The organism is Actinocrinis sp. (assembly GCF_035653575.1).
GTDB lineage: Bacteria > Actinomycetota > Actinomycetes > Streptomycetales > Catenulisporaceae > Actinocrinis.
Genome location: NZ_DASRBQ010000119.1, coordinates 23,548 through 46,874, shown reverse-complemented (window position 1 = coordinate 46,874; position 23,327 = coordinate 23,548). Strand labels below are relative to the sequence as shown.

The following is a 23,327-nucleotide window of genomic DNA, read 5'->3' as shown; positions in this document are numbered from 1 at the left end:
GAGTGCCAGTGCGAGTGTCCACGCGACAGGGCGGCGCAGTCACCCGCACCCACACTCATCCGCACGGCAACCCAGCGACGCCGGACCGCAGCATCCGCAGACAAGCCACACGACCGAGACCGCGCCTGTCCACACGACGGCGAGTGCGAGTGCGACTGTCCATGCGACAGGGCCGTGAGGGCGCTCCTGCTCACCCGCGCGCTCACGCGGCGACCTCGCGCGACCGCAACTCCGCCTCCACTACCGCTGCTGCCTGCGCAAGTGCCTCACGACGTGCCCGGCGGGCCATGCTCAGCAGCCTCGCCGCCTCTGCGAGGTCCGGGTCGTCGTCGAACGCTTCATCGCCCCCGCGGCCCTCTCCCCCGGCGAGCGCCAGCACGTCTCGCATCGTTCCGACGCCGCCGAGCGCGTCGCGGACCGATCTGCCGAGCAGGTCGGTCGAACACGTCGCGCGGGCCTCGTCTCGGCAGTAGAACGCCATGTCGCATCGGGAGACGCACTCCGGCGCGTATCTGGCCTCGATGGCGGCGACCGCCTTGCCGAGTTCTGCCGCTCCGCGCACCGGTTCGCCGTCCTCATCCTTCGCTAGGTCGAAGGTGAGGCCCGCGTCGAGTCCGTCCAGGAGCGTGCCGATCCGCGGCAGCCGGTCGAGCTGGCGGCGTACGGCCGCGAGCTGTCGGCGCACGTCGACCAGCGCGGCGGTTGGAGTGTTGCTGAAGTCCTTCGGGCACACCAGCACGACCTCGGTCGCGGCCAATTCCGCCGGCAGCCCGAGGTCGGCGAGCAGGGCTTGGAAGGCGAGCACGTACACGGCCGCCTGTGTCGCCGCCTCGGCCACCTTCACGGGATCCGCGCGGCCGTCGATCATCGCGAAGGACTTGATCTCCGCGAGATACCACTGCCATGGCGTCGTCGGCGCTGAGGTCGATGACGCTCGGAAGGCCACCAGGTCCGGCTCGACGTAAGCCACGCGGCCGCCGACCTCCAGTTTGAGCAGCGGATGGTCAGCGAGCACTGGACCGTCACCCTGATCGCGGGCGGCGGCAGCGACGAGGTCGCGGGTGCGCCGGTATCGCTCCTCCCGCTCGCCAGTGCCGAGGTCGAGCCACTGGCTATCGAGGTCTGCCGCGTCAGCGTCCTGATCACCGATCGGAAGGTCGAGTCCGAGTTGGTTGCGCAGGAGGTGCAGCAGAGTGGTGCCGCCGTCTGCCTTGACCAGCTTCTCGAAGGCGTTACCGCGGCTGATCGCGAACGGCGACTGCCCGAACCTCGGACCGAAGCCGATCCGCTCGGCCAGCGCGCGCTTGTCCACTCCGGCCGCGTCGAGCACCGCTCTTCGCGCACAGCCGGGATTCGCGGTGAGCGCGGCGATGGTGCGCGCGTCGTGATGGCGCGGAGGGACCGGCCCGCGCAGCTCGGCGAGGCGGTCCGCGACGGCCGGGTCCTGGGCCGGAGGCAGTGGAGGCGTGGCGGGCATGATGGTCCCCGAGCATAGTGGGGGCCGTGTCGCCGTATGGGTCGGTCGGTTGGGTTGTAAGTGGGTGTCGCGGCGGCTGTCCGATTCGGCTTCGGTGCTGCGCGACTACGGCCTAACGCCTTCTGTCTCGCCATCACGAGTCGGCCTCAGCTCGGCCAGCAACGCCTCGATGCCCTCGCGGTACGTCGGCATGGTCGGTCGCCAACCGAGGTCCGCCTTCGCCTTGGCGTTCGACAGGCGCAGCGATTGACGGGTCATCAGCCCACCCATGTACGGCGCGGCGAGCCGCAGCAGCGCGCCGGGCACGCGCCGCGGCTTTGGCAGGCCGAACGCGGCCGCGAAGGCATCGATGAGCACGCCCCAGCGCACCGGTTCGTCGTCCACGATGTTGTAGACCTGGCCGGGCGCGGAACGGTCCAGCGCGGCGACCGTGGCGGCCGCGGCGTCCTCGATGTAGACCAAGGACGCGAAGGCACCGCCGTCGCGGGGCACCGGGAACTGCCGCTTCTGCAGGCCTTCGAGGATCTGGCTCATGCTGGCCGGTCCGTAGAAGCCGCCGTAGCGCAGGGCGATTCCCTCGATGCCCGGGGCTTCGAGCACCTGCTGCTCGGTGGATCGCAGCGCCTGCCAGGTGGGGTCGAATCGCCCGCCGGGCGGGGCGAACCGGTCCTGCTCCGTCAGCAGTCGGCTGCCGTCGTGGAAGCCGTACCCGCCGAAGAAGGACTGGGTGACGAATCGCCGCGCGCCGACCTGTTCGGCGGCGGCAAGCAGGTTCGCGGTGCCCTCGACGCGCAGCCGGTTCGTCGGCTCCACGTCGCGGGCTCGCATCGGCGGCCGCTTGAGTGCGGTGAGTTGGTGGATGACGGCATCCGCACGCGTGTCCTTCAGAGCGCGCAGCAGGCCGTCCCGGTCGAGCGCGTCGGCGATGACGCTCGACGCGCCCAGGTCCCAGAGCACGCCCGCGCCGGATTCGGTGCGGGTGATGCCGATGACCTGGTGACCGGCCTTGATCAGCCGCCGTACCAACGGCACGCCGAGTGTTCCGGTTGCCCCGGCGAGCAGTACCTTCATGATCCGCTCCTCGTCGTCTCGGTGTTACGCGAGGGAGACGAGACAGCTCGCGGATATGTGACATGTGCTGCGTCACACGGTCGGCAGGCCGGCTCCGCGGAGCGGCTCACAGACCGTGGATCAGCTCACGACGACCGGGAAGGTCTGGTAGCCGCGCAGGACGAGCCGGTCGTTGCGTATTCGCTCGGCGTCCTCGGCCGGAGCCAGGTCGGGGAACCGGTCGAGCAGCAAGGGGAACGCGGTGGCCGCTTCGAGCCGGGCCAGGGCCGCGCCGAGGCAGAAGTGGGCGCCGGCGCCGAAGCTAAGCGGCTGGTTGTCGGGCCGGCCGGGATCGAACCGCTCGGGCTCGGGGAAGCGCGCCGGGTCCCAGTTCGCCGCGCCCAGCAGCAAGATCACCTCCGAGCCCTTGGGCACCGGTATCCCGGCTACCCGCAGGTCGTCGGTCATGGCGAGCCGCGAGGTCAGCTGCACCGGGGAGTCGAAGCGCAGCACCTCCTCGACGAATCCGGCCGCGGGTATGGTGCCGGCGCGCAGCCCGGCCGCCACCTGCGGGCGGTCGAACAGCACGGCCAGGCCGTTGCCGAACAGGTTGGTGGTGGTCTCGAATCCGGCCAGGAGCAGCAGCACCAGGTTGCTCAGCAGCTCCTCCTCCGAGAGCCTGCCGTCGCCCTGGTCGGCGTCGTGGATCAGGGCGCTGATCAGATCGTCGCGCGGGGCGGCCCGCCGCTCGGCGACCAGCGCGGTGAAGTACTCCTCGATCTCGAGCATCGCGGCGTCCGCGGGGCCGAGCATCGACAGGTCGTTGACGATCTCCAGAGCGATCGCGACGTCCTGCATGAGGCCGCGGAAGCGGTACCTGTCCGCCTCCGGGATGCCGAGCAGCTCGCAGATGACCGAGACCGGGACTCGGAACGCGAAGGCGTCCATGAAGTCGACCGGCGAGCCGTCCGCGCCGGCCTCGGCCATCCGGTCCAGCAGGTCGCCCACGATCTTCGCGACCGCGGGTGCGAGCGCGGCCACCCGCCGCGGCGTGAAGACGGTGGCCATCAGCCGCCGCACGCGCGTGTGGTCCGGCGGGTTGGTATCCAGGATCGACTTGTTGAACCTGTTCAGCGAGGGATGGTCGGCGATCTCCGGCCACACCTGCGCGCTCTGCTCCCATTTGCCGAACCCGGGATTGCGCAGCACCGAGTTGACCTCGTGGTACCCGTTGGCGACGAAGAGCGGTCCGTCGACGTGCCCGGCGGGGCCCAGCTCGTGGAGCTTCACATACAGGGGGTACGGATCGGCCCGCCCCGCCTCGGTGTACAACTCACCGAGGATCGCCCCGCTGCTCGTCATGACCGTTCCTCCCCGCCGCCCTCGCCCGAAATCAGCCCCGTACTTCCAGCTGAACGAACGTCAGTCCCGGTCGGGTTCCCGGGAGATTCCGAAAAGTGGCAGCTTCAACACGGACGGTGGCGGCTCCTCGATGCCGAGCTGCGTGTAGGCCTGCCGGATGGTCATCGAGATGAGGATGAAGGCCCTAGTGAGGAAGAAGGCGGCGAGCGGCAACTCGACCAGGACCGCGGAGGCGACGGACCACCAGATGTCCGGGGTGCCGAGGTCGAGGGTGAGGTCGAACCAGGCGTCGCAGATCAGCAGGGTCGCCGTGGCGATGGCGGCCGGGATGACCGCCTGCCGTCTGCGCCAGCCCAGGTAGACGGTCAGGCTCATCGCGATCAGCAGCAGGCCGTCGAACCCGGCCCAGGTCAGCCGCCAGTGATGGGCCCGATACTGGTCGGGCAGGCTGACCGCGAGGAAGATCGTCCACGGTACCAGCACCGCGAGGCAGGCCAGCAGCAGCTCCAGCGCACGCCTGCGTCGCCGCCGAATGAAATCGGCACTGAGCGGGCGATACGCCACTGCCTCAATACTCCCCGGAGATCACGTTGCGCAGCGCCTCGCCGCGCGCCCAGCGAATCAGGTTCTCCCGCACGACCGCGAAGGCGCGCGCCCGGTTCTCGGGCACGAGCGAGCCGATGTGCGGAGTGATGAACACACCGGGCGCGGACCACAGCGGGTGCCCGTCGGGCAGCGGCTCCGGCTCGGTGACGTCCAGGTACGCACGGATCTTCCCGCGCTCCGCCGCGGCGATCAGCGCGTCGGTGTCCGCGACCAGGCCGCGCGCGCCGTTCACCAGCAGCGCCCCGGGCTTCATCAGCGTGAGGAACTCCTCGTCGATCAAGCCCTGCGTCTGCGCGGTCAGCGGCGTGAGGACGATGACGATGTCCGCTCCGGGCAGCAGCACGGACAGTTCGCTGATCCCATCGACGCCCTTACGCGGCCTGCGGGCGATCCTGCGCACGTCGACATCGAAGGGCGCCAGGTACTTCTCAAGGCACTCGGCGATCGAACCGTAGCCGACGAACAACACGCGTGCGCCACCGAGCACACGCACCTGGCGGGGCTCCCACCGACCGCGCGCCTGAGCTCCCGCGTGGTGCGGGATCTCCTTGTAGACGGCGAGGATGCCGGCGAGCATCAGTTCGGCCATCAGATCGTCATACGCCCCGCGCACGCTGCACAGCGTCACCTCGGCGGGCACCAGGTCCACGATCCAGTCCACGCCGGAGGTCAGCGCCTGCACCAGGTCCAGCCGGCCGGCCGACGCGATGAGCATCTTCAGGTCGTATCCGTCGTCCGCCTGGTTGCGCACGAGCGGCGGGATCAGCATCCGGACCTCGCCGAGCCGCGGGTCGCCCAGCGGATCGGCCGGGATCTCGGTGATCTCCAGCGCGGCGCGCACGTCCCTCGGCAGGTCGTTCAGGTCGCCGATCGTGCCCGGGGCGGTCCACACCAGCTTGCGCTCGTCCACGCCCCCATCCTAGAAGCCCGGACGCGGGTTCGAACCGGCGCGCAGCGTTAGTCAGTTGTGAGCTGCCTCAGTAGCTGGCCGGGCACCACGGGGCGATCGCGGTCTGGAACATCGCCGAGAGCCGCGCTACCGCACCGTTGCGGTGCTCGTCGAGCATTCCCAGCAGCCCGAACCGCGCGGCTGTGAAGCCACCGAAGTAGATGGCGCCGAGGACGGTCACAGGCAGCGTGACGTCCGGGGATTCTGCGGTCGGTCCACAGGTCGCGCCGTCCGGTCCGCCTTCGAGGGCGAACGTGCCGTCGGCGAAGCCGTCCTTGTCGACGACGCGCAACACGAATCGGCCAGGCACCTGGTAACGACGGGCCGAGAGTGCGGCGGGCGTGTCGAGCACCCGGATCCACTGGGCGTCGCACGCGTCGTCTGACCAGGCCACTCGCCGGTTGACCAGCAAGTCACGCCAGAGCTCGTCCTCGCGGCGACCGCCCTTGCCGACCACCTCGCTCACCCAGTCGTGATCGGCGAGGTACTTCCACAGCCGCGCCTCGTACTCGACGTTGATCGCGAACAGGTCCAGGATGTCGACGACGTTGTCCGGACGCTCGTGTGTCCAGCGCTCTTCGCCGAACTTGTACCTCAGGAAGCCCACGGCCTCGCCGCGCTCGTCCCTGCACAAGGCGTGCAAGAAGTTCTTCGGTACCGGCTCCCCTTCGCGCGGTACCAGATCAAGCTTGCGTTCCCACATCGCGCGAGTGCGATTGACGGCACCTGGCGTTATGGCGCGTACGCGGTCGTAGAGCGGCGCTGCCTCTTTGAGGGCCGTCTCGGTATCCACGATCTCGATGACGCCGGGCAGTTCGCGGGAGAACTCGGCGGCGCGCGCGTCGAGATGCCAGTTCGCGCTGGTCGTCGCCGCAGCGAATCCGAAGCGCCCGTAAATCGGATATTCGGCGGCGTACAGGCCCGCAAGCACGTCGCCGCGTTCCTTCGAGGCGCCTAACTCGCCGGCCATCATCCGGGAAAGCAGACCCCTGCGCCGATGACTGGACGCGACGGTCACCGCACTGAGTCCGGCGAGCGGCACGAACGTTCCACCGGGAACGGTCGCCTCAAGGCTGAGCGCACGCAGCGTGCCGACCGGCGTGGCCCCGTCGAAGGCACCCCAGCAGCGGTCGAGCTCGAACCAGCGGCGGCGGCGCTGTCCGTCGCCGCGCGCCTGCGGCGTGTTGAAACCGATGTCGATCGCGTCGCTCCACGCGTCGAACTCTTCTTCGCGTACTCTGCGCACGTCGATCGTCATGACCGCAACGTATCCTCAGGCCACGGCCACTCGCGACCGGATTTCCGCGTGCGGGAGCGCCCTCACGCAGGTCGCAGCGCCCGCGCCGCGAGTGCGATGCCGGTCGTCACGATCGCGGTCATCCAGAACGCGAAGGAGAGCGATACCGCCGAGCCGACCGCGCCGACCGAAGGCCCGGCGACAAGGCCGGCCGCGTACATGACCGTGGTGATGCCAGCAACCGCCTGCTCGGCATTGCTGCCCAGTCGCCCGGTCGCGGCGATCGCCAGCGGCACCGAGGTGGCGATGCCCAGGCCGACGGCGGCGAAGCCGAGCATGCCGAGCAGCGGAGTGTTCGCCAGCGCGACCATGCAGGTGCCGGCGACGGCGACCACACCGCCGAGCCGGACGGTCAGGACCGGCCCGAGACGACGGGCGATCGCGTCGCCGGTCAGCCGACCGATCGCCAGGGTGGCCGAGAAGCCGGTGAGGCTGTAGGCGCCCACCGCCGCGCTGGTGTGCGTCACATCGGTGAGGTACACCGCGCACCAGCTGCGCGCCGCGCCCTCGGCGAAGATCCCGCAGAAACCGACCACGCCGACGAAGAGGATCGCGCGTGACGGCAGTGCGTAGTGCGGCGTGGCGACCTCTTCGGCCGCCGGATCGTCCGGCGGCAGCAGCCCGCAGGACAGGACGCCGACCAGGGCGAAGACAACGGCGGTCACCGCGAACTCGGCTGGGGCGCCGATGCCGGCCGCGGCGCACAGCCCGCCGAGCGCGGAGCCCGCGATCATGCCGACCGCCCACATTCCGTGGAAGCCGGACATGATCGACTTGCCCATCCGCGACTCGATCCGCACGCCGTGGGCGTTCATCGCGACGTCCGCGCAGCCGGCCGTCGCGCCGAACACGAACAGCACCGCCGCGAGCGACCAGGGGTCGGGCACCAGTGCGGCCGGCGCGAGGGAGACACAGAACAGCGCGATGAGGATGCGCATACCGGTCTTGGCGCCGAAGCGGTGCACGACCTTGGCCGTCGCCGGCATGGCGGCCAGCGCGCCGGCGGTCTCCGTGATCAAGGCCGCGCCCAACACGCCCGGGGTGGCGTGGATGTGCGCTTGGATCCAGGGCACCCGCGCGGCGAAGGTCCCCGAGATGACCCCGTGCACCGCGAAGATCAGATTCACCGCGACACGGCCGCGACGCTCCTGCATCCCGGGCACGGCCTGGGGCACCGCGACCGCCAACTCTGCGCCCATGGGCTCTCCCCGAAGTCGCCGCCGTGCCTGCCTGTCGGCCACTTTAACAGTTAGGTTCCCTTAAAGATAGCCGAATTCGGCGTCGAAGCGCTTCGATGAAATCGATGACCATTCTTTGACTCTCGGTCTGCCGTGCCGCATCTTGACACTCCACAGCGGCAGGCAGATATTTCGAAGCGCTTCAACACCCACACTGCCACATCAAGGCACCACGTGAAGGGAGCGCGCAACGATGCGCAGCAACCTGTTCAAGGCCGCCGCGGCGGCCCTGGGCGCCGGGGCGATCGCCGTGCTGTCCGTCGGTCCCGCCTGGGCGTACGCCTACGAGTCCTCCGCGCAGTACGCCTCGTATTCGACCGGCGGCTACACGATCTACAACGACGAGTGGGGCAGCGGCCACGGCACCCAGACGCTGTGGGTCAACTCGTCCAACAACTGGGGCGTCTTCTCCAACCAGCCGAGCACCTCGGGCGTGAAGTCGTATGCCAACGAGTCCAAGTCGATCAACAAGGCGCTCAACTCGCTGTCGTACGCGAACAGCTCGTTCAGCGAGTCGCTTCCGGGCACCGGCAACTTCGAGTCGGCCTACGACATCTGGCTCAACGGCAGCGGCATCGAGGTCATGGTCTGGACCAGCACGCACGGCAACGTCGGCCCGCTCGGCTCGAACACCGGCAACCTGACCATCGACGGCAATACGTGGACCGTGTACGCGGGCAGCAACGGCAGCAACCCGACCTACTCGTTCAAGCGCACCAGCAACGAGAGCTCCGGCTCGGTGAACCTGCTCGACCTGCTCAAGTGGCTGGAGAACACCAGGCACTACTACTCGAACCCGACGCTGTCCACGATCCAGTACGGCTTCGAGATCAGCGGCACGAACAGCACGACGCAGAACTTCACCATCAACAGCTACTCCGCCTCCGCAGGCTGACGGCCTGCCGCGGGCGCACGGACTGACGGAGGGTCAGCGACGCCCGCGGTCAGCTCAGCACCGGGAATCGACCAGTGCCGCCGCGTCCGGGTTCTCATCCGGGTACGGCGGTACTGCGTTACCCGGCGCTGCGTTGCCCGGTGCTGTGCCGGCAAGCGTTGTGTCCACGCCGACCGACGCCTCGGCCGACCGTGCTTCCGGGAAGACCCACACGTGCATCGCCCAGAAGCGGAACACCGTGCCGAGCCCCTGCCCGACGATGAACTGCGCGATGTTCGCGGCGAGCAGCGACTTGTAGCCGAGCACGTATTCGTTGAAGGCGACGCAGCCCGCGGTGATGAGCATCGCGACGCCGGAGACCAACAGGTAGAGCGTAACTTCGGCCGCTGACTGCCTGCGATCGCGGCGGCGGAACACCCAGTACTTGTTACCGAGGTAACCGATGACCGTGCCGAGGGTGGTACCGCAGATCGAGCCGTAGACCTTCGGTGCGTGAAAAACGCCGATGACGAGGTTGAAGGTCGCGATGTCGCACGTGACGCCGACGATGCCGACTGCGCTGAAACCGACCATCTCGCGCCACAACCGGCGGACGATCCCGGTGATCCAACGCCGCATGTGCTCCCCCAGCCAAGGTTGTGCGCAGGGTCGTCCCTACCGCGCCAGCGGTATGTCCACTACTGTCCGCGCCCGCCGCGGTACCCCACACCGTCGTCTGTGTACACGTCCAGTGTGACGTACCGCGGCGTTCCCGGGCGTCATGCTGAGGGATGGGACCGGAGTCAGCCCTGGGGCGCAGCCTCGCCCGGTTCCTTCGGCTTCGCGTCGATCCCGGCCTCCTTGCGCTGCGCCGCGGTGATCGGCGTCGGCGCACCGGTCAACGGGTCGCCGCCGGAGGCCGTCTTCGGGAAGGCGATCACGTCGCGGATGGTGTCCGCGCCGGTCAGCAGCGCCACCAGGCGGTCGAGCCCGAGCGCGATGCCACCGTGCGGCGGCGGTCCGTAGTTGAACGCCTCCAGCAGGAAGCCGAACTTCGAGCGCGCCTCCTCGTCAGAGAGGCCGATCGCGGCGAACGCCCGCTCCTGCACATCCTTGCGGTGGATACGGATCGAGCCGCCGCCGATCTCGGAGCCGTTGAGCACGAGGTCGTAGGCGTTTGACAGCGCGGTCGCCGGGTCCTTGTCGAACGTGTCGAGGCTCTCCGGGGTCGGCGCGGTGAACGGGTGGTGCACCGCGGTCCAGCCGACCTGCTCGCCCTTCTCGTCCTCGACCGGCTCGAACATCGGGAAGTCCACGACCCACAGGAACTTCCAGCTGCCCTCCTCGATGAGCGAGCAGCGCCGCCCGATCTCGAGGCGCGCCGCGCCGAGCAGTTCCTGCGACGCGGTGCGCTTGCCGGCCGCGAAGAACACCGCGTCGCCGTCTGACGCGCCGACAGCCGCCTTGAGACCGGCCAGATGCGCCTCGGAGAGGTTCTTGGCCACCGGGCCCTTCGGCTCGCCGGTTTCGGCGTCGAAGAGCACGTAGGCCAGGCCGCGGGCGCCGCGGGCCTTCGCCCAGTCCTGCCACCCGTCGAGCTCCTTGCGGGTCTGCGCCGCGCCGCCGGGCATGACCACCGCGCCGACGTAAGGGGCCTGGAACACCCGGAACTCGGTGCCCGCGAAGTACTCGGTCAGCTCGACGAGTTCCTGGCCGAAGCGCAGGTCCGGCTTGTCCGAGCCGTACCGCGCCATGGCCTCGGCGTAGGTCAGCCGCGGCAGCGGGGTCGGGATCTCGGCGCCGAGCACCTCGCGCCACACCCGCTCGACCACGGCCTCGCCGACCTTGATGACGTCCTCCTGGTCGGCGAAGGACATCTCGATGTCGAGCTGGGTGAACTCCGGCTGTCGGTCGGCGCGGAAGTCCTCGTCCCGGAAGCAGCGCGCGATCTGGTAGTACCGCTCCATGCCAGCGACCATCAGCAGCTGCTTGAACAGCTGAGGCGACTGGGGCAGCGCGTACCAGGTGCCCGGCTGCAAACGCACCGGCACCAGGAAGTCGCGCGCGCCCTCAGGCGTCGAGCGCGTGAGGTACGGCGTCTCGATGTCCAGGAAGCCGAGGTCGTCCATCACGTCGCGGATGACCTTGGTGGCCTTCGCGCGCGTGCGCAGGTTGTAGGCCATGTCGTCGCGGCGCAGGTCGAGGTAGCGGTACTTGAGCCGCACTTCCTCGTTGATGTTCGCGCTCTTGCGCTCGTCGGTGGGGAAGGGCAGCGGCGCGGCCGTGGACAGCACCTCGACCGTGTCGACGACGACCTCGATCTCGCCGGTCGGCAGCTCCGGGTTGGCGTTGCCCTCCGGACGCTCGCGCACCTCGCCGGTGGCCGTCACGCAGTACTCGTTGCGCAGGTCGTGTACGGCCTCAGACTCCCTGACCACGACCTGCACGACCCCGGACCCGTCGCGCAGGTCGATGAAGGTGACGCCGCCGTGATCACGCCGCCGGGCCACCCACCCGGCCAGGGTGACGGTGCTTCCGGCGTCGGAGGCCCGCAGGCTCCCCGCCTCTCGCGTGCGGATCACGACAACTTCTCCTTAATCGTCGAGACGAGCTGGTCGATCGGAACGGGGACCTGTTCCCCGCTCTCCATGTCCTTGAGCTGTACCACGTCGGCCGACAGGTCCCGCTCGCCGGCCACGAGCGCGTACCGCGCGCCGGAACGGTCCGCGGCCTTCATCGCGCCCTTCAGGCCCTTGCCGCCGTACGCGAAGTCGGCGTTGACGCCCTCTGCGCGCAGCTTAAGCACGAGCCCGAACAGCATGTGCCTGGCCGCCTCGCCGAGCGGCACCGCGAACACGTCCACGGTCCGTCCGGAGCCGGGCGGCTCCACGCCTTCGGCCTCAAGCGCCAGGACCGTGCGGTCCACGCCGAGCGCCCAGCCGACCGAGGGCAGCGGCGGCCCGCCGAGCTCTTCCGACAGGCCGTCATACCGGCCGCCGCCGCCGATCGCGGACTGCGCACCGAGGCCATCGTGCACGAACTCGAAGGTGGTACGGGTGTAGTAGTCCAGTCCGCGCACCAGCTTCGCGTCGTCCTCGAAGGCGACGCCGCCGATCGACAGCAGCGTCTGGACCTCTTCGTGGTACTTCTTGCAGGCGTCGCACAGGTAATCGGCGATCACCGGGGCGTCCGTCAGCTGCGCGCGTACCTCGGGCCGCTTGTCGTCGAGCACCCGCAGCGGGTTGATCTCGATCCGGGCGCGCGTCGCCTCGTCCAGGTCCAGGCCGCGCAGGAACTCCTGCAACGCCGCGCGGTACACCGGCCGGCATTCCTTATCGCCGAGGGTGTTGAGCAGCAGCCGCACCTGACGCAGCCCCAGATTGCGGAACGCATCCGCGGCCAACGTGATGATCTCGACGTCGACCAGCGGGTCCTCGGAGCCCAGGACCTCGGCGCCAACCTGCGAGAAGTGCCGGTAGCGGCCCTTCTGTGGCCGCTCGTAGCGGTAATACGAACCGGAGTAGTACAGCTTCACCGGCAGCGCGCCCTTGTCGAGGTTGTGCTGCAACACCGCGCGCACCACCGACGCGGTGCCCTCAGGCCGCAGCGTCAGCGAGTCCCCGCCGCGCGTGGTGAAGGTGTACATCTCCTTGGTCACGATGTCGCTGGACTCGCCGACGCCGCGCTTGAACAGCGCCGTGTCCTCGAACGCCGGCGTCTCGACGTAGCCGTATCCGGCGCGCCGCACGACGGCGGCCATCGCCTCGCGCACCGCGAGGAAGGTCGCCGACTGCGGCGGGATCAGGTCGAAGGTCCCCTTTGGGGCCTGGAAGGTACTCAAGGCTGCGTTACCCGTCTATCCGCTACAGGCCGGTTCGCGCGGTACCCGGGTCCCTGAGCCGGGTCAGGAACGGGTTCGACGCGCGCTCGCGGCCGATGGTCGTCTGTGGTCCGTGGCCGGGCAGCACGATCGTGTCGTCCGGCAGCGGGAGCGCCACCCGCTCGAGCGATGCGAAGATCGCCTGCGGATCGCCCCCGGGCAGGTCGGTGCGTCCGATGGAGCCGGCGAACAGCAGGTCCCCACTGAACAGCACGTCGACGTTCCGGTCGGAGCCGGCGCCCCGCTCCGCGTCGACGCTGTCGCGCGGGAGCGTGAAGGTCACCGACCCCCTGGTATGGCCCGGGGCGTGATTGACGACGAATTCGATGCCGAGCAGATCCGCGAAACCCAGCCGCTGGCCGTCGTGCAGCTCACGCACGTCCGAGGGCTCGGTGAAAGTTGCGCCGCCGAAAAACGCGGCCGCGTCCCGCACGCCGATGGCCGCGCCGGGGTCGGTGAGCATGAACCGGTCGTCGGGGTGGATGAACGCCGGGATGTCGTGCGCGCCGCAGACCGGGACCACCGACCAGACGTGGTCGTAGTGCCCGTGCGTGAGTATCACCGCGGCCGGCTTCAGGTTGTGTTCCCGCAGCGTGTCGTCTAGCGGCTTGACGGCGTCCTGGCCCGGGTCGATGACGACGCAGCGCTCGTTCGGTCCGGGCGCCACGACGAAGCAGTTGGCGCCGATCGGACCGGCGGGGAACCCTGCGATAAGCACGTGCGTCCTGTTCTCGACGGATTTCGGCGGGCTTGCGTGCGGCCGTGATGGTCAGCCAAGACTACCGGCGGCGCGCGTACGATCGCGAACCGGTAACCGCGACCCGTTGCGTCTTCAGGACGTGCCCGTACACTGCACGCGGGCAGCATCGACGCGGGTGTGGCGCGAAGTTCAGCGCGGATCTGAGACAGGGAGAAGACGAGAGTGGCGAGCACCAAGGACCGGCAGCGCGCACTGGAGCGCGCACGCTACGAGCGGGTGCAGGCGAAGATCGCCAAGCAGCAGGCGGCGGCGAGGCGCAACAGGCGCATCGCGATCTTCACGGCCATCGCGGTCGTGGTGGTCGGCGGTGGGGCCACCGCCGCGATCCTGGCGACCTCCCCTAACGCTCCGAGCAAGCCGGTCGCGCAGAGTTCGGCCTCGGCCGGGGCCACGGCAAGCGCAGCGGCGTCGAGCACGGCAGAGAAGATCGGCTACACCAAGAGCGGTACCGCGTCGAAGGACGTCGGCATCCCGGTCTTCAACGCGGCGCTGGCCGCCAAGCCGTACACCGCGACGATCCACACCAACCGGGGCGACGTCGTCTTCTCGGCGCTGACCACCAAGGCGCCGTACGCGACGTACTCCTTCCAGTACCTGGCCGGGAAGAACTACTTCAACAACACCAACTGCCACCGCCTGACCACCTCGACGATCTTCGTGCTGCAGTGCGGCGACCCGACCGGCACCGGCTCGGGCGGCCCCGGGTACCAGTTCCAGGACGAGAACCTGAACTACTTCGGCGCGGCCGGGTCCTCCGGCACGGTCACCTACAAGGCCGGAACCGTGGCGATGGCCAACTCCGGGCCGGGCACCAACGGCAGCCAGTTCTTCCTGGTCTACAAGGACTCCCCGCTCGGGCCGAACTACACGCCGTTCGGCACGATCACCAAGGGCCTGGACGTCCTGCAGGCGATCGCCGCGCAGGGCTCGGACAACGCCAACGGCAGCGGTGACGGCAAGCCGAAGGAAACCGTGACTATCGAGTCGGTCTCGATTTCGTAGCCGACGGCGCGGATACCCGCTCATTCGACGGTCCCTGGACGCGTTTACCGACTGTCCGGGGACCGTCGTTGCTTGTAGAGTGCCCTGCGCCTGTTGTAAAAACGGCGCCTCGATGAAAATGGAACAACATCGGTCTACCGCAGTACCGTGACGCAAGGGGCGCGTCGCCATAGATCACGGTCACAAGTCGCACGTCCAAGGAGGGCACCGTGTCCGAGGGACCGGAGCAGCCGGAGCAGACCGCCAGCGCCGAGCCGGAGCCTGAGGCGCCGCGCGACGGCACAGGGGAGGCTGCGCAGGCGTCCAGCGAGTGGGGCAGGGTCGCCGAGGACGGTTCCGTGTTCGTGCGCACGGCCGAGGGTGAGCGGCAGATCGGCTCCTGGGCGGCGGGCACGCCGCAGGAAGGCCTGGCCTTCTACCAGCGCAAGTTCGAGGGCCTCAAGGCCGAGGTCGAGCTGCTCGAGCGCCGGCTGAGCACCACGAACCTGGACGCCAAGGACGCCGACGCGAGCATCGCCAAGCTGCGCGAGCAGCTGGTGGAGCCGCACGCGATCGGCGACCTTGACGCCCTGCGCGGACGGCTCGACAAGCTGCACGAGGTCGCCGAGCAGCGCCGCGCCGCCAAGCGCGAGGCGCGGGCCAAGCAGCAGGCCGAGGCGGCCGCGCACAAGGAGCGCATCGTCGTCGAGGCCGAGGGCCTGGCGCAGTCCGGCGAGTGGAAGGCGACCGGCGAGCGGCTGCGTGCGCTGGTGGACGAGTGGAAGGGCGTACCGCGCCTGGACCGCAAGTCCGACGACGAGCTGTGGTCCCGGTTCAGCGCGGCCCGCTCGGCCTTCGCCAAGCGCCGCAAGGCCCACTTCGCGCAGCTTGACGCGGAGCGCGAGGAGGTGCGCGCGCGCAAGGAGGCGCTGGTCGAGGAGGCGGAGAGCCTGGCCGATTCGACCGATTGGGCGAGCACCGCGCAGCGCTTCCGCGACCTGATGAAGCAGTGGAAGACGGCGGGCCGGGCGCAGCGCGAGGTCGAGGACAAGCTCTGGGAGCGGTTCAAGACCGCGCAGGACACCTTCTTCACCGCGCGCAACGCCGACCTCGACCAGCGCGACGCGGGCTTCCGGGAGAACCAGACCCGCAAGGAGGAGCTGCTGGCCGAGGCGCAGAAGCTGCTGCCGATCTCGGACCTCAAGAGCGCCCGCCAGGCGCTGCGCGGCATCCAGGCGCGCTGGGAGGAGATCGGCCCGGTGCCGCGCGAGGCCAAGCCGCGGCTCGAAGGCGCTCTTCGCGACGTGGAGCGCGCGGTCGCCGACGCCGAGCAGGCCGAGTGGAAGCGCACCAACCCGGAGGCCAAGGCGCGCGCCGAGGCCACGGTCCGGCAGCTGGAGTCCTCGATCGCGAAGTTCGAGAAGGAGCTCGAGCGGGCCCGCGCCGCCGGCCAGCAGCGCAAGGTGGAGGACGCCGAGGCGGCGCTGACCGCGCGGCGCGAGTGGCTGGCCCAGGCTCAGGCCGCTCTCGACGAGTTCACTCGATAGCGCCAATCCGCCAAATCCAGTACTACGCCGTACGCCATACGCCGTCGGCCGCCCACAGCGCATGGGCGGCCGACGGCGTTTCAGGTCCGGTTCTCGCGGCTCTGCTTAAAAGCTGACCGGGCGTCAGTGCATCACACGCGGTAGACGTCGTAGACGCCCTCGATGCCGCGCACCGCCTTGAGCACGTGGCCGAGGTGCTTCGGGTCGCCCATCTCGAAGGTGAACCGGGACATCGCCACCCGATCCCGCGAGGTGTTCACGTTCGCCGACAGGATGTTGACGTGCTGGTCGGACAGCACCCTGGTCACGTCGGACAGCAACCGGGCCCGGTCCAGCGCCTCGACCTGGATGGAGACCAGGAACACCGAGCTGGCGGTCGGCGCCCACTCCACCTCGACCATGCGCTCCGGCTGGGCCATCAGCGCCTCGACGTTGCCGCAGTCCTTGCGGTGCACGGACACACCGGCGCCGCGCGTCACGAAGCCGACGATGGTGTCGCCGGGGACCGGGGTGCAGCAGCGCGAGAGCTTGACCCAGATGTCGTCCATGCCCTTGACCAGGACGCCCGGATCGCCGCCCGGCCTGCCGCGGCCGCGCCGCCGCTCGCCCTTGTCGCCGGGCAGCGCCGGCAGCGTGGACTCGGCCAGATCCTCGGTCGTGCCCTCCTCGCCGCCGAGGGTCTGGATGAGCCGCTGGACGACCGACTGCGCCGAGACGTGGTTCTCGCCGATCGCCGCGTAGAGGGCGGAGATGTCGGCGTAGTGCAGGTCAAGGGCGATCGAGCCGAGCGATTCGCTGGAGAGCAGCCGCTGCAGCGGCAGGCCCTGCTTGCGCATCGTCTTGGCCAGCTGCTCGCGGCCCTGCTCGATGGCCTCCTCGCGGCGCTCCTTGGTGAAGTGCGCGCGGATCTTGTTGCGGGCCCGCGGCGAGGCGACGAAGCCGAGCCAGTCGCGGCTCGGGCCCGCGGTGGGCGCCTTGGAGGTGAAGATCTCCACCACGTCGCCGTTGTCGAGCTTCGACTCCAGCGGCACCAGGCGGCCGTTGACGCGGGCGCCGATGCAGTGGTGCCCGACCTCGGTGTGCACGGCGTAGGCGAAGTCCACCGGCGTGGAGCCGGAGGGCAGCGGCACCACGTCGCCCTTGGGCGTGAAGACGAACACCTCGGAGGCGGACAGGTCGAAGCGCAGCGCGTCGAGGAACTCGCCCGGGTCCGCGGTCTCCCGCTGCCAGTCGAGCAGCTGGCGCAGCCAGGCCATGTCGCCGACCTTGTTGCCCTGCGCCGCGGCGTCCGCGCCGCCGGCCGGGCCGCGAACCGCCTCCTCCTTGTACTTCCAGTGCGCCGCCACGCCGTACTCGGCGCGCCGGTGCATCGAGTACGTGCGGATCTGCAGCTCCACCGGCTTGCCCTGCGGCCCGATGACCGTGGTGTGCAGGGACTGGTACATGTTGAACTTCGGCATCGCGATGTAGTCCTTGAACCGGCCGGGGACCGGGTTCCACCGCGCGTGGATGGTGCCGAGCGCGGCGTAGCAGTCGCGCACCGACTCGACCAGGACCCGGATGCCGACCAGGTCGTAGATCTCGGTGAAGTCGCGGCCGCGCACGATCATCTTCTGGTAGACCGAGTAGTAGTGCTTCGGCCGGCCGGTGACCGTGGCCTTGATCCGCGCGCCGTGCAGGTCGCCCTGCACCATGTCGATGACCTGGGCCAGGAACTCCTCGCGCTTGGGCGCGCGCTCGGCCACCAGGTGCACGATCTCGTCGTACATCTTGGGGTAGAGGATCGCGAAGGCGAGGTCCTCAAGCTCCCACTTGATCGTGTTCATGCCCAGGCGGTGCGCCAGCGGGGCGTAGATCTCCAGGGTCTCGCGGGACTTCTGCTCCTGCTTCTCCCGGCGCATGTAGCGCATGGTGCGCATGTTGTGCAGCCGGTCGGCCAGCTTGATGACCAGGACCCTGATGTCGCGGGCCATCGCCACGACCATCTTGCGCACCGTCTCGGCCTGCGCGGCCTCGCCGAGCTTGACCTTGTCCAGCTTGGTCACGCCGTCGACGAGCAGCGCCACCGTGTCGCCGAAGTCGCGGCGCAGCATCTCGAGGGTGTAGTCGGTGTCCTCGACGGTGTCGTGCAGCAGCCCCGCGCACAGCGTCGGGATGTCCATACCGAGCTCGGCCAGGATCGTGGTGACCGCGACGGGATGGGTGATGTACGGGTCGCCGCTCTTGCGCCGCTGGCCGCGGTGGTACTTCTCGGCGATCTGGTAGGCCCGCTCCAGGGTGCGCAGGTCGGCCTTGGGGTCGCTGGCCCGCACGATGCGGAACAGCGGCTCAAGGACCGGGCTGGGGCCGCCGGGGCGCGGCCCGCCGAGACGCGCCAGCCGGGCGCGAACCCGGCTGGAGGTGGCAGGCGTTCCGGAGCGTTGGGAGGTCTGTGGCGTGGTCTGCGTCGCGGGCTGCCCCTCAGCGGGGCCGGCGGGAGCCGTGGCCGTGGCGGCGGTCGACGACTGCGCGGGGGCGTGCTCGGGCTCCGGGCCTGCGGGCGCGGCGGACGATGCGGGCGCTGCCGTCCCGGTCCGCTCTTCCTGCTGGGCTCGTACCGCTGCCTCCGGCGTGGTCGTCAAGCGACTACCTCCCTGTCCCGGTCATGTCATGGGGTCAACGGGGTGCGCCGCCTCAAGATTCCGGGCCTTTAGCTCCATCCTAGCGGTGCCGGGCGGCGCCGCGGATGAAGATTGGATCTAGACGGTTTTCGATCTAGACGATGTTGGATCTAGACAGTGTTTGATCTAGACAGTGTTTGATCTAGGCAGTGTTCGATCTAGACGGTCAGCAACGCGGTCACGGGCAGCTGCGGGCTCTCCGCGGCCAGCCGGTCGCGGCCGCTGAGGAAGCCGAGCTCCATCAGCACCGAGACGCCCACCGGTTCGGCGCCGCACTGCCGGATCGCCTCGACGGCGGCCGCGGCCGTGCCGCCGGTGGCCAGCACGTCGTCCACGATCAGCACCCGGTCGCCGGGCTGGAACGAGTCCTGGTGGATCTCCAGGGTCGCCTCGCCGTACTCCAGCGCATAGGAGACCGCGAACACCGCCCCGGGCAGCTTGCCGGCCTTGCGCACCGGAATGAACCCGATCTCGGCCTCCACGGCCACCGGCGCGGCCAGGATGAAGCCGCGCGCCTCGAGCCCGACCACCTTGGTCGCCCCGGCCACCCGGGCCTGCCGGGCGAACTCGCCGGTCATCGCGCGGAACGCCGCGGGGTCGGCGAGCAGCGGGGTGATGTCCTTGAAGACGATGCCCGGCTTCGGGTAGTCGGGCACATCCCGGATGCGCGAGGCGAGCAGCTCAGCAATCACGGGGCCACTGTAGTGCCAGCTCGAAAAGCAGACCGCCCGGGTACCGGACCCTCACGTCGAGAACGACGAGCGGGGGCAGTACCCGGGCCTGGGCCTGTTAACTAGGCGGCGGCGCTCAGCGGCGCTTGGACCGCGGCTGGTTGCGCACCGGCTGGTTGCGCGGACGCGCCCCGGCCGCCGAGGCTCCCGCCGCCGCGGGCTTCGCGTCCTGCGGCTCGGCCTGCTCCGCGACGACCACCGCCGCGGGCACCTTGCCGGCCTTGGCGTCCGCCGCGGCCTTCGCCGCGAGCCGCTGCTCCTGCGCGCGCACCGCGGGCTCGAGCTCCTTGAGCCACACCAGCGTCGGGGTGGCCACCAGGATCGAGGAGACGGTACCGGCGCCGATACCGACCAGTAGCGCGAGCGCCAGGTCCTGGAGCACCGCGGCCTGCGAGACGGTACCGCCGAGCAGCAGCGAGGCGACCGGGATGAGCGCGATCAGCGAGGTGTTGACCGAACGCACCAGGGTCTGGTTGACGGCGAGGTTGGCCGCCGGGCCGTAACCCATCTTGTTCTGGTCGACCAGCTGCCGCTTGTTCTCCTTGACCTTGTCGAACACGACGACCGCGTCGTACATCGCGTAGCCGAGGATGGTCAGGAAGCCGACGACGGTGGTCGGCGAGACCTCGAGCCCGGACCAGGCGTACACGCCCACGGTGATCACGATGACGTTGACCAGCGAGGTCAGCGCGGCGAGGGCCATCTTCCACTCGAAGAAGAGGGCCAGGTACACGGCCAGCAGCGCCAGGAAGATGAGCAGGGCCTCGACCGCGGCCGTGGAGACGTCGTGCCCCCAGCTCGCGCCGACCAGCTCGTTGGTGACCTTGGTCGGGTCGATTCCGGCTTCCTTGGCCAGATCCGAGGTCAGCTTCTCCAGGGTCTTGGAGGAGATCGTCGTGGTGGTCACGGTGACCTGGCGGCCGCCGTTGACGACCTGCTGCACCTGCACGGTCGGCGCGGGCACGCCGTCGGCCTCGGCGATCGAGGCGGCCCGGTCGCTGCTGAGCGTCGCGCTCGGCACGGTGATCACCGAGCCGCCCTTGAAGTCGACGCTGAAGTGCAGTCCGCGCACGACCAGGCCGAGGACGGACAGCAGCAGCACGATGCCGAAGATCGCGGCCCAGCGCCGGCGCCGGCCGACGATCTGGTAGGAGACCTCGCCCCGGTAGAGGCGGTTTCCGAGGGAATCGCGCCCGGCCATCAGACATCCACCCGCTTCGTCTCGTCGCTCTGCACGCCGTTCGCGTCGGCGGCGGCCTGCTCGGCGGCCCGGCGCCGCTCGGCGATGGTCATCCGCTTGCCACCTGCGCCCGCCGGGGCGCGGAACGCGATCCTGGTGCCGCCGAGCCGTTCCGGATCGAGGCCGGACCACTTGTGCCCGCCGCCGAAGAACTCGCTCCTGGCCGCCAGGGTGATCAGCGGCTTGGTGAACAGGAACACCACCACGATGTCGATCACCGTGGTCAGGCCCAGGGTGAAGGCGAAGCCCTTCACCGAGCCGATGGACATCAGGTACAGCACCGCCGCGGCCAGGAAGGAGACGAAGTCCGAGGCGATGATCGTGCGCCGGGCCCGGTGCCAACCGTGTTCGACCGCGGTGCGCAGGGTGCGGCCTTCGCGCACCTCGTCTCGCAGTCGTTCGAAGAACACGACGAAGGAGTCCGCGGTGATACCGATGGCCACGATCAGACCGGCGACGCCCGCCAGCGAGAGCGTGAAGCCCATCAGCGGGCCGAGCAGCACCGCCGAGGAGTAGGTCAGCAGCGCCGCGACGATCAAGCTGGAGATCGCGATGGAGGCCAGACCCCGGTAGTAGAAGATCACGTACAGGAACACCAGCCCGAGGCCGACGGCGCCGGCCAGCAGGCCGCCGGACAGCTCGTGCCCGCCGAGGGTCGGGGAGACGATGGAGACCTGGGAGATGTCGAACCGCAGCGGCAGCGCGCCGTAGTTCAGGACGGTGGCCAGGTTGTCCGCGTCGGTCTGCGAGAAGGTGCCGGTGATCTGTGCCTGGCCGCCGGTGATGGCGCCCTGGTTGACCGCGGGGGCCGACTCGACCACGCCGTCGAGCACGATCGCGAACTGGCCGCTGCCGCTCTGGCTGGTGTACTGCTGGTAGAGCTGCTGGGTGGCGGTGGCGAACTCGCTGGTGCCCTTGGCGTCGAAGGTCAGGTTGATCTGCCAGTTGCTGGTCACCGTCTGCCCGGCCATCACCGGGGTGGCGCTGGCGCTCTTGACGTCGGTGCCGGCGACCTCAGCCGGGCCGAGCAGGTACTTGGCCGTGTTGTCCTTATCGCAGGTGGCCACGTAGTCGCTCGGCAGCGCGTTGGCGGCGGCCTTGGCCGCGGCGTTGGCGACCGTCTTGCTCGCGCAGTTGAGGGTCGCGAAGGTGGCGGCGGCCTTGCTCTCCGAAGCCGAGGCGGCCGTGCTGGCCGAGGAGGAGGCGCTCGGCGTCGCGGAAGCGGACGCCTTCGCCGTGCTCGACGCGGAGGCCGCGGGGCTGGTGCTCGAGCTCGCGGCGTCCTTGAGCGTGGTCAGCTTCTCGGCCTGGCCCGAGGCCTTGGCGCTGGCCGACGCGGAAGCCTTCGGCGCGGCGGAGGAAGAGGCCTTGGCCGACGAGGAGGCCGAGGGCGCGGGGCTGCCGGACGCGGACGGCGACGGGGACGTGCTCGCCATCGCGCTCGCGGCCGCCGACTGGATCACCGGCCGGAAGTACAGCAGCGCCATCCGGCCGACCTGGTCGACAAGGGTCTGCGAGTTGTGGCCCGGGATCTCGACCTGGATGGTGTTCGAGCCCTGCTGGGAGACCTGCGCCTCGGACACGCCGAACGCGTTGACGCGCTCGCTCATGATGGTGACCGCGGTGCCCATCGCCCCGGCCGGGATGGTGTTCGTGCCGGGCGCCGGGCTGGCGGTGAACACCGCGCTGGTGCCGCCGGCCAGGTCGATCGCCAGGTGCGGCTTGGTGTTCCCGGTCCCGAACATGGTGGCGTACAGCGCCACGACGAGGACCGCCAACAACGCCAGCGGCCGCCAGGGTCCCTGCCCCGCCCCTCCGGCCACCCACCTACGGGCCCCGGAGCGCCTCCCGCTCCGGGTCTTCCTCGCAGCCACGTTGCACTTCTCCTGTGTCATCACGGTCTCGACACGGCCGTTCCCAGGCTTCGCGGACCCGCCGGCCGGTTGAGCGGCGGGCGGCCCGGCGAAGTCCGGGCGGTGCCGTGCTTGGGACGGTTGCGCACCGTCCGGCGTTTCCCGCCCGCGGAGAATTCTTCGGCGATTCTCAGCCGCGATCCCCGGGAACCGGCCGAAAAACCGCCGCGCGGCGGGATGGTCTACCTCGTCGTGCTACCGCTTCGTGGCGGGAGAAGCGGTGTGCAGCTCCTCTTCCGCCGCGGTCTCCTGGGCACCCGCGGGCACCTCGTCCTGCGGCTCGGCCGCGGCCTCGGGCTCGTGCTCGTCGGCGCTCTCGCCGGTCAGCGCCTCGGGCTCCTCGCCCTCCGCCGGCTCCTCGGTCTCGGGCTCGGCGGGCGCCACGACCCCGGCCACGGCGGACTTGACGAACTTGAGCCGCACGCCGGGGGTGGTCTCGACGACCACGTGCTCGTCGGTCACCTCGACGACCTCGCCGACCAGTCCCCCGATGGTGCGGACCTCCGCGCCGAGCGTGAGCGCGTTCTGCAACTGCGCCGCCTGGGCCTGCCGCTTCTTGTTGCCGCGGCTGGTCATGAAGATGAAGACGCCGCCGATGACGACGATGTAGATCAGCAGTAGGTTCACGATTTATCGGCTGTCCTATCGGGACCGTCCCACGGTTCGACGCGGTGGCGATCGTCTGCGCGGAGCGCGCAGGCACTCCAGGTCACGCGGAGTCTATGCGCTCATACCCGCACGAAACAATGAGACCAGGTGGCG

The 23,327-nt window shown here is 69.7% G+C and carries 19 protein-coding genes; 3 read left to right on the top strand and 16 right to left on the bottom strand.

Annotated elements, in window-relative coordinates; all coding sequences use genetic code 11:
- Window positions 1-202: 202 nt before the first annotated feature.
- From VFA06_RS17120 to VFA06_RS17090, 7 genes are all read right to left on the bottom strand, one after another.
- The gene (locus VFA06_RS17120; protein ID WP_324841593.1) at window positions 203-1,477 is read right to left on the bottom strand and encodes a hypothetical protein; all 1,275 of its coding nucleotides are present in this window, start codon (window positions 1,475-1,477) and stop codon (window positions 203-205) included.
- A 105-nt stretch (window positions 1,478-1,582) separates the two neighbouring features.
- Window positions 1,583-2,548, bottom strand: a complete 966-nt coding sequence (locus VFA06_RS17115) for an NAD(P)-dependent oxidoreductase (RefSeq protein ID WP_324841592.1) — start codon at window positions 2,546-2,548, stop codon at window positions 1,583-1,585.
- A 120-nt stretch (window positions 2,549-2,668) separates the two neighbouring features.
- Window positions 2,669-3,889, bottom strand: coding sequence for a cytochrome P450 (locus tag VFA06_RS17110; protein WP_324841591.1), 1,221 nt, complete (start codon window positions 3,887-3,889; stop codon window positions 2,669-2,671).
- A gap of 60 nt (window positions 3,890-3,949) precedes the next feature.
- Entirely contained in the window at window positions 3,950-4,453 is a 504-nt protein-coding gene (locus VFA06_RS17105) for a hypothetical protein (RefSeq protein ID WP_324841590.1), read from the bottom strand.
- Between the two features lie 4 nt (window positions 4,454-4,457).
- Window positions 4,458-5,405 carry an NAD(P)-dependent oxidoreductase gene (locus tag VFA06_RS17100; RefSeq protein ID WP_324841588.1) on the bottom strand — a complete coding sequence of 316 codons (948 nt, stop codon included), beginning with the start codon at window positions 5,403-5,405 and terminating at the stop codon, window positions 4,458-4,460.
- Window positions 5,406-5,472: 67 nt separating this feature from the next.
- Complete coding sequence (locus tag VFA06_RS17095; protein WP_324841587.1) at window positions 5,473-6,702, bottom strand: GNAT family N-acetyltransferase; 1,230 nt, start codon at window positions 6,700-6,702, stop codon at window positions 5,473-5,475.
- Between the two features lie 62 nt (window positions 6,703-6,764).
- The gene (locus VFA06_RS17090) at window positions 6,765-7,940 is read right to left on the bottom strand and encodes an MFS transporter (protein WP_324841586.1); all 1,176 of its coding nucleotides are present in this window, start codon (window positions 7,938-7,940) and stop codon (window positions 6,765-6,767) included.
- A 232-nt stretch (window positions 7,941-8,172) separates the two neighbouring features.
- On the opposite strand from VFA06_RS17090, the gene VFA06_RS17085 reads away from it, so the two are divergent.
- Complete coding sequence (locus tag VFA06_RS17085; RefSeq protein WP_324841585.1) at window positions 8,173-8,874, top strand: GH12 family glycosyl hydrolase domain-containing protein; 702 nt, start codon at window positions 8,173-8,175, stop codon at window positions 8,872-8,874.
- 54 nt (window positions 8,875-8,928) lie between these two features.
- On the opposite strand, the gene VFA06_RS17080 is transcribed toward VFA06_RS17085, so the two are convergent.
- The 4 genes from VFA06_RS17080 to VFA06_RS17065 all read right to left on the bottom strand — a co-directional run bounded on the left by VFA06_RS17080 (window position 8,929) and on the right by VFA06_RS17065 (window position 13,451).
- A complete protein-coding gene (locus VFA06_RS17080; protein WP_324841584.1) occupies window positions 8,929-9,492 on the bottom strand; it encodes a GtrA family protein in 564 nt (187 codons plus the stop codon).
- A gap of 164 nt (window positions 9,493-9,656) precedes the next feature.
- Window positions 9,657-11,435, bottom strand: coding sequence for an aspartate--tRNA ligase (aspS, locus tag VFA06_RS17075; protein ID WP_324841583.1), 1,779 nt, complete (start codon window positions 11,433-11,435; stop codon window positions 9,657-9,659).
- Window positions 11,432-12,694, bottom strand: a complete 1,263-nt coding sequence (hisS, locus tag VFA06_RS17070) for a histidine--tRNA ligase (protein WP_324841582.1) — start codon at window positions 12,692-12,694, stop codon at window positions 11,432-11,434. Before hisS ends, aspS begins: the two co-directional genes overlap by 4 nt.
- A gap of 22 nt (window positions 12,695-12,716) precedes the next feature.
- On the bottom strand, window positions 12,717-13,451 hold the full coding sequence (locus tag VFA06_RS17065; RefSeq protein WP_324841581.1) for an MBL fold metallo-hydrolase: 735 nt from the start codon (window positions 13,449-13,451) through the stop codon (window positions 12,717-12,719).
- Window positions 13,452-13,655: 204 nt separating this feature from the next.
- On the opposite strand from VFA06_RS17065, the gene VFA06_RS17060 reads away from it, so the two are divergent.
- Window positions 13,656-14,495 (top strand): peptidylprolyl isomerase, encoded by an 840-nt coding sequence (locus tag VFA06_RS17060; protein WP_324841580.1) that lies wholly within the window; start codon window positions 13,656-13,658, stop codon window positions 14,493-14,495.
- 338 nt (window positions 14,496-14,833) lie between these two features.
- Window positions 14,834-16,021: a DUF349 domain-containing protein gene (locus VFA06_RS17055; RefSeq protein WP_349260224.1), complete on the top strand. Its 1,188-nt coding sequence runs from the start codon at window positions 14,834-14,836 to the stop codon at window positions 16,019-16,021.
- A 131-nt stretch (window positions 16,022-16,152) separates the two neighbouring features.
- Here the strand turns inward: VFA06_RS17055 and VFA06_RS17050 are convergent, their stop codons facing one another.
- The 5 genes from VFA06_RS17050 to yajC form a co-directional block, all read right to left on the bottom strand.
- Entirely contained in the window at window positions 16,153-18,642 is a 2,490-nt protein-coding gene (locus tag VFA06_RS17050) for a bifunctional (p)ppGpp synthetase/guanosine-3',5'-bis(diphosphate) 3'-pyrophosphohydrolase (RefSeq protein WP_324841578.1), read from the bottom strand.
- A gap of 197 nt (window positions 18,643-18,839) precedes the next feature.
- Window positions 18,840-19,373 carry an adenine phosphoribosyltransferase gene (locus VFA06_RS17045; protein WP_324841577.1) on the bottom strand — a complete coding sequence of 178 codons (534 nt, stop codon included), beginning with the start codon at window positions 19,371-19,373 and terminating at the stop codon, window positions 18,840-18,842.
- A gap of 115 nt (window positions 19,374-19,488) precedes the next feature.
- Window positions 19,489-20,613 carry a protein translocase subunit SecF gene (secF, locus tag VFA06_RS17040; RefSeq protein WP_324841576.1) on the bottom strand — a complete coding sequence of 375 codons (1,125 nt, stop codon included), beginning with the start codon at window positions 20,611-20,613 and terminating at the stop codon, window positions 19,489-19,491.
- Window positions 20,613-22,430, bottom strand: a complete 1,818-nt coding sequence (gene secD, locus VFA06_RS17035) for a protein translocase subunit SecD (RefSeq protein ID WP_324841575.1) — start codon at window positions 22,428-22,430, stop codon at window positions 20,613-20,615. Before secD ends, secF begins: the two co-directional genes overlap by 1 nt.
- A gap of 330 nt (window positions 22,431-22,760) precedes the next feature.
- Window positions 22,761-23,192 carry a preprotein translocase subunit YajC gene (gene yajC, locus VFA06_RS17030; RefSeq protein WP_324841574.1) on the bottom strand — a complete coding sequence of 144 codons (432 nt, stop codon included), beginning with the start codon at window positions 23,190-23,192 and terminating at the stop codon, window positions 22,761-22,763.
- Window positions 23,193-23,327: the final 135 nt, after the last annotated feature.

Bases quoted from the DNA above. Each gene is read 5' to 3' on its own strand.
- VFA06_RS17085 (WP_324841585.1), top strand. From the start codon at position 8,173: ATGCGCAGCAACCTGTTCAAGGCCGCCGCGGCGGCCCTGGGCGCCGGG.
- VFA06_RS17095 (WP_324841587.1), bottom strand. From the start codon at position 6,702: ATGACGATCGACGTGCGCAGAGTACGCGAAGAAGAGTTCGACGCGTGG.
- VFA06_RS17115 (WP_324841592.1), bottom strand. From the start codon at position 2,548: ATGAAGGTACTGCTCGCCGGGGCAACCGGAACACTCGGCGTGCCGTTG.
- VFA06_RS17120 (WP_324841593.1), bottom strand. From the start codon at position 1,477: ATGCCCGCCACGCCTCCACTGCCTCCGGCCCAGGACCCGGCCGTCGCG.
- VFA06_RS17080 (WP_324841584.1), bottom strand. From the start codon at position 9,492: ATGCGGCGTTGGATCACCGGGATCGTCCGCCGGTTGTGGCGCGAGATG.
- VFA06_RS17090 (WP_324841586.1), bottom strand. From the start codon at position 7,940: ATGGGCGCAGAGTTGGCGGTCGCGGTGCCCCAGGCCGTGCCCGGGATG.
- secF (WP_324841576.1), bottom strand. From the start codon at position 20,613: ATGGCCGGGCGCGATTCCCTCGGAAACCGCCTCTACCGGGGCGAGGTC.
- VFA06_RS17110 (WP_324841591.1), bottom strand. From the start codon at position 3,889: ATGACGAGCAGCGGGGCGATCCTCGGTGAGTTGTACACCGAGGCGGGG.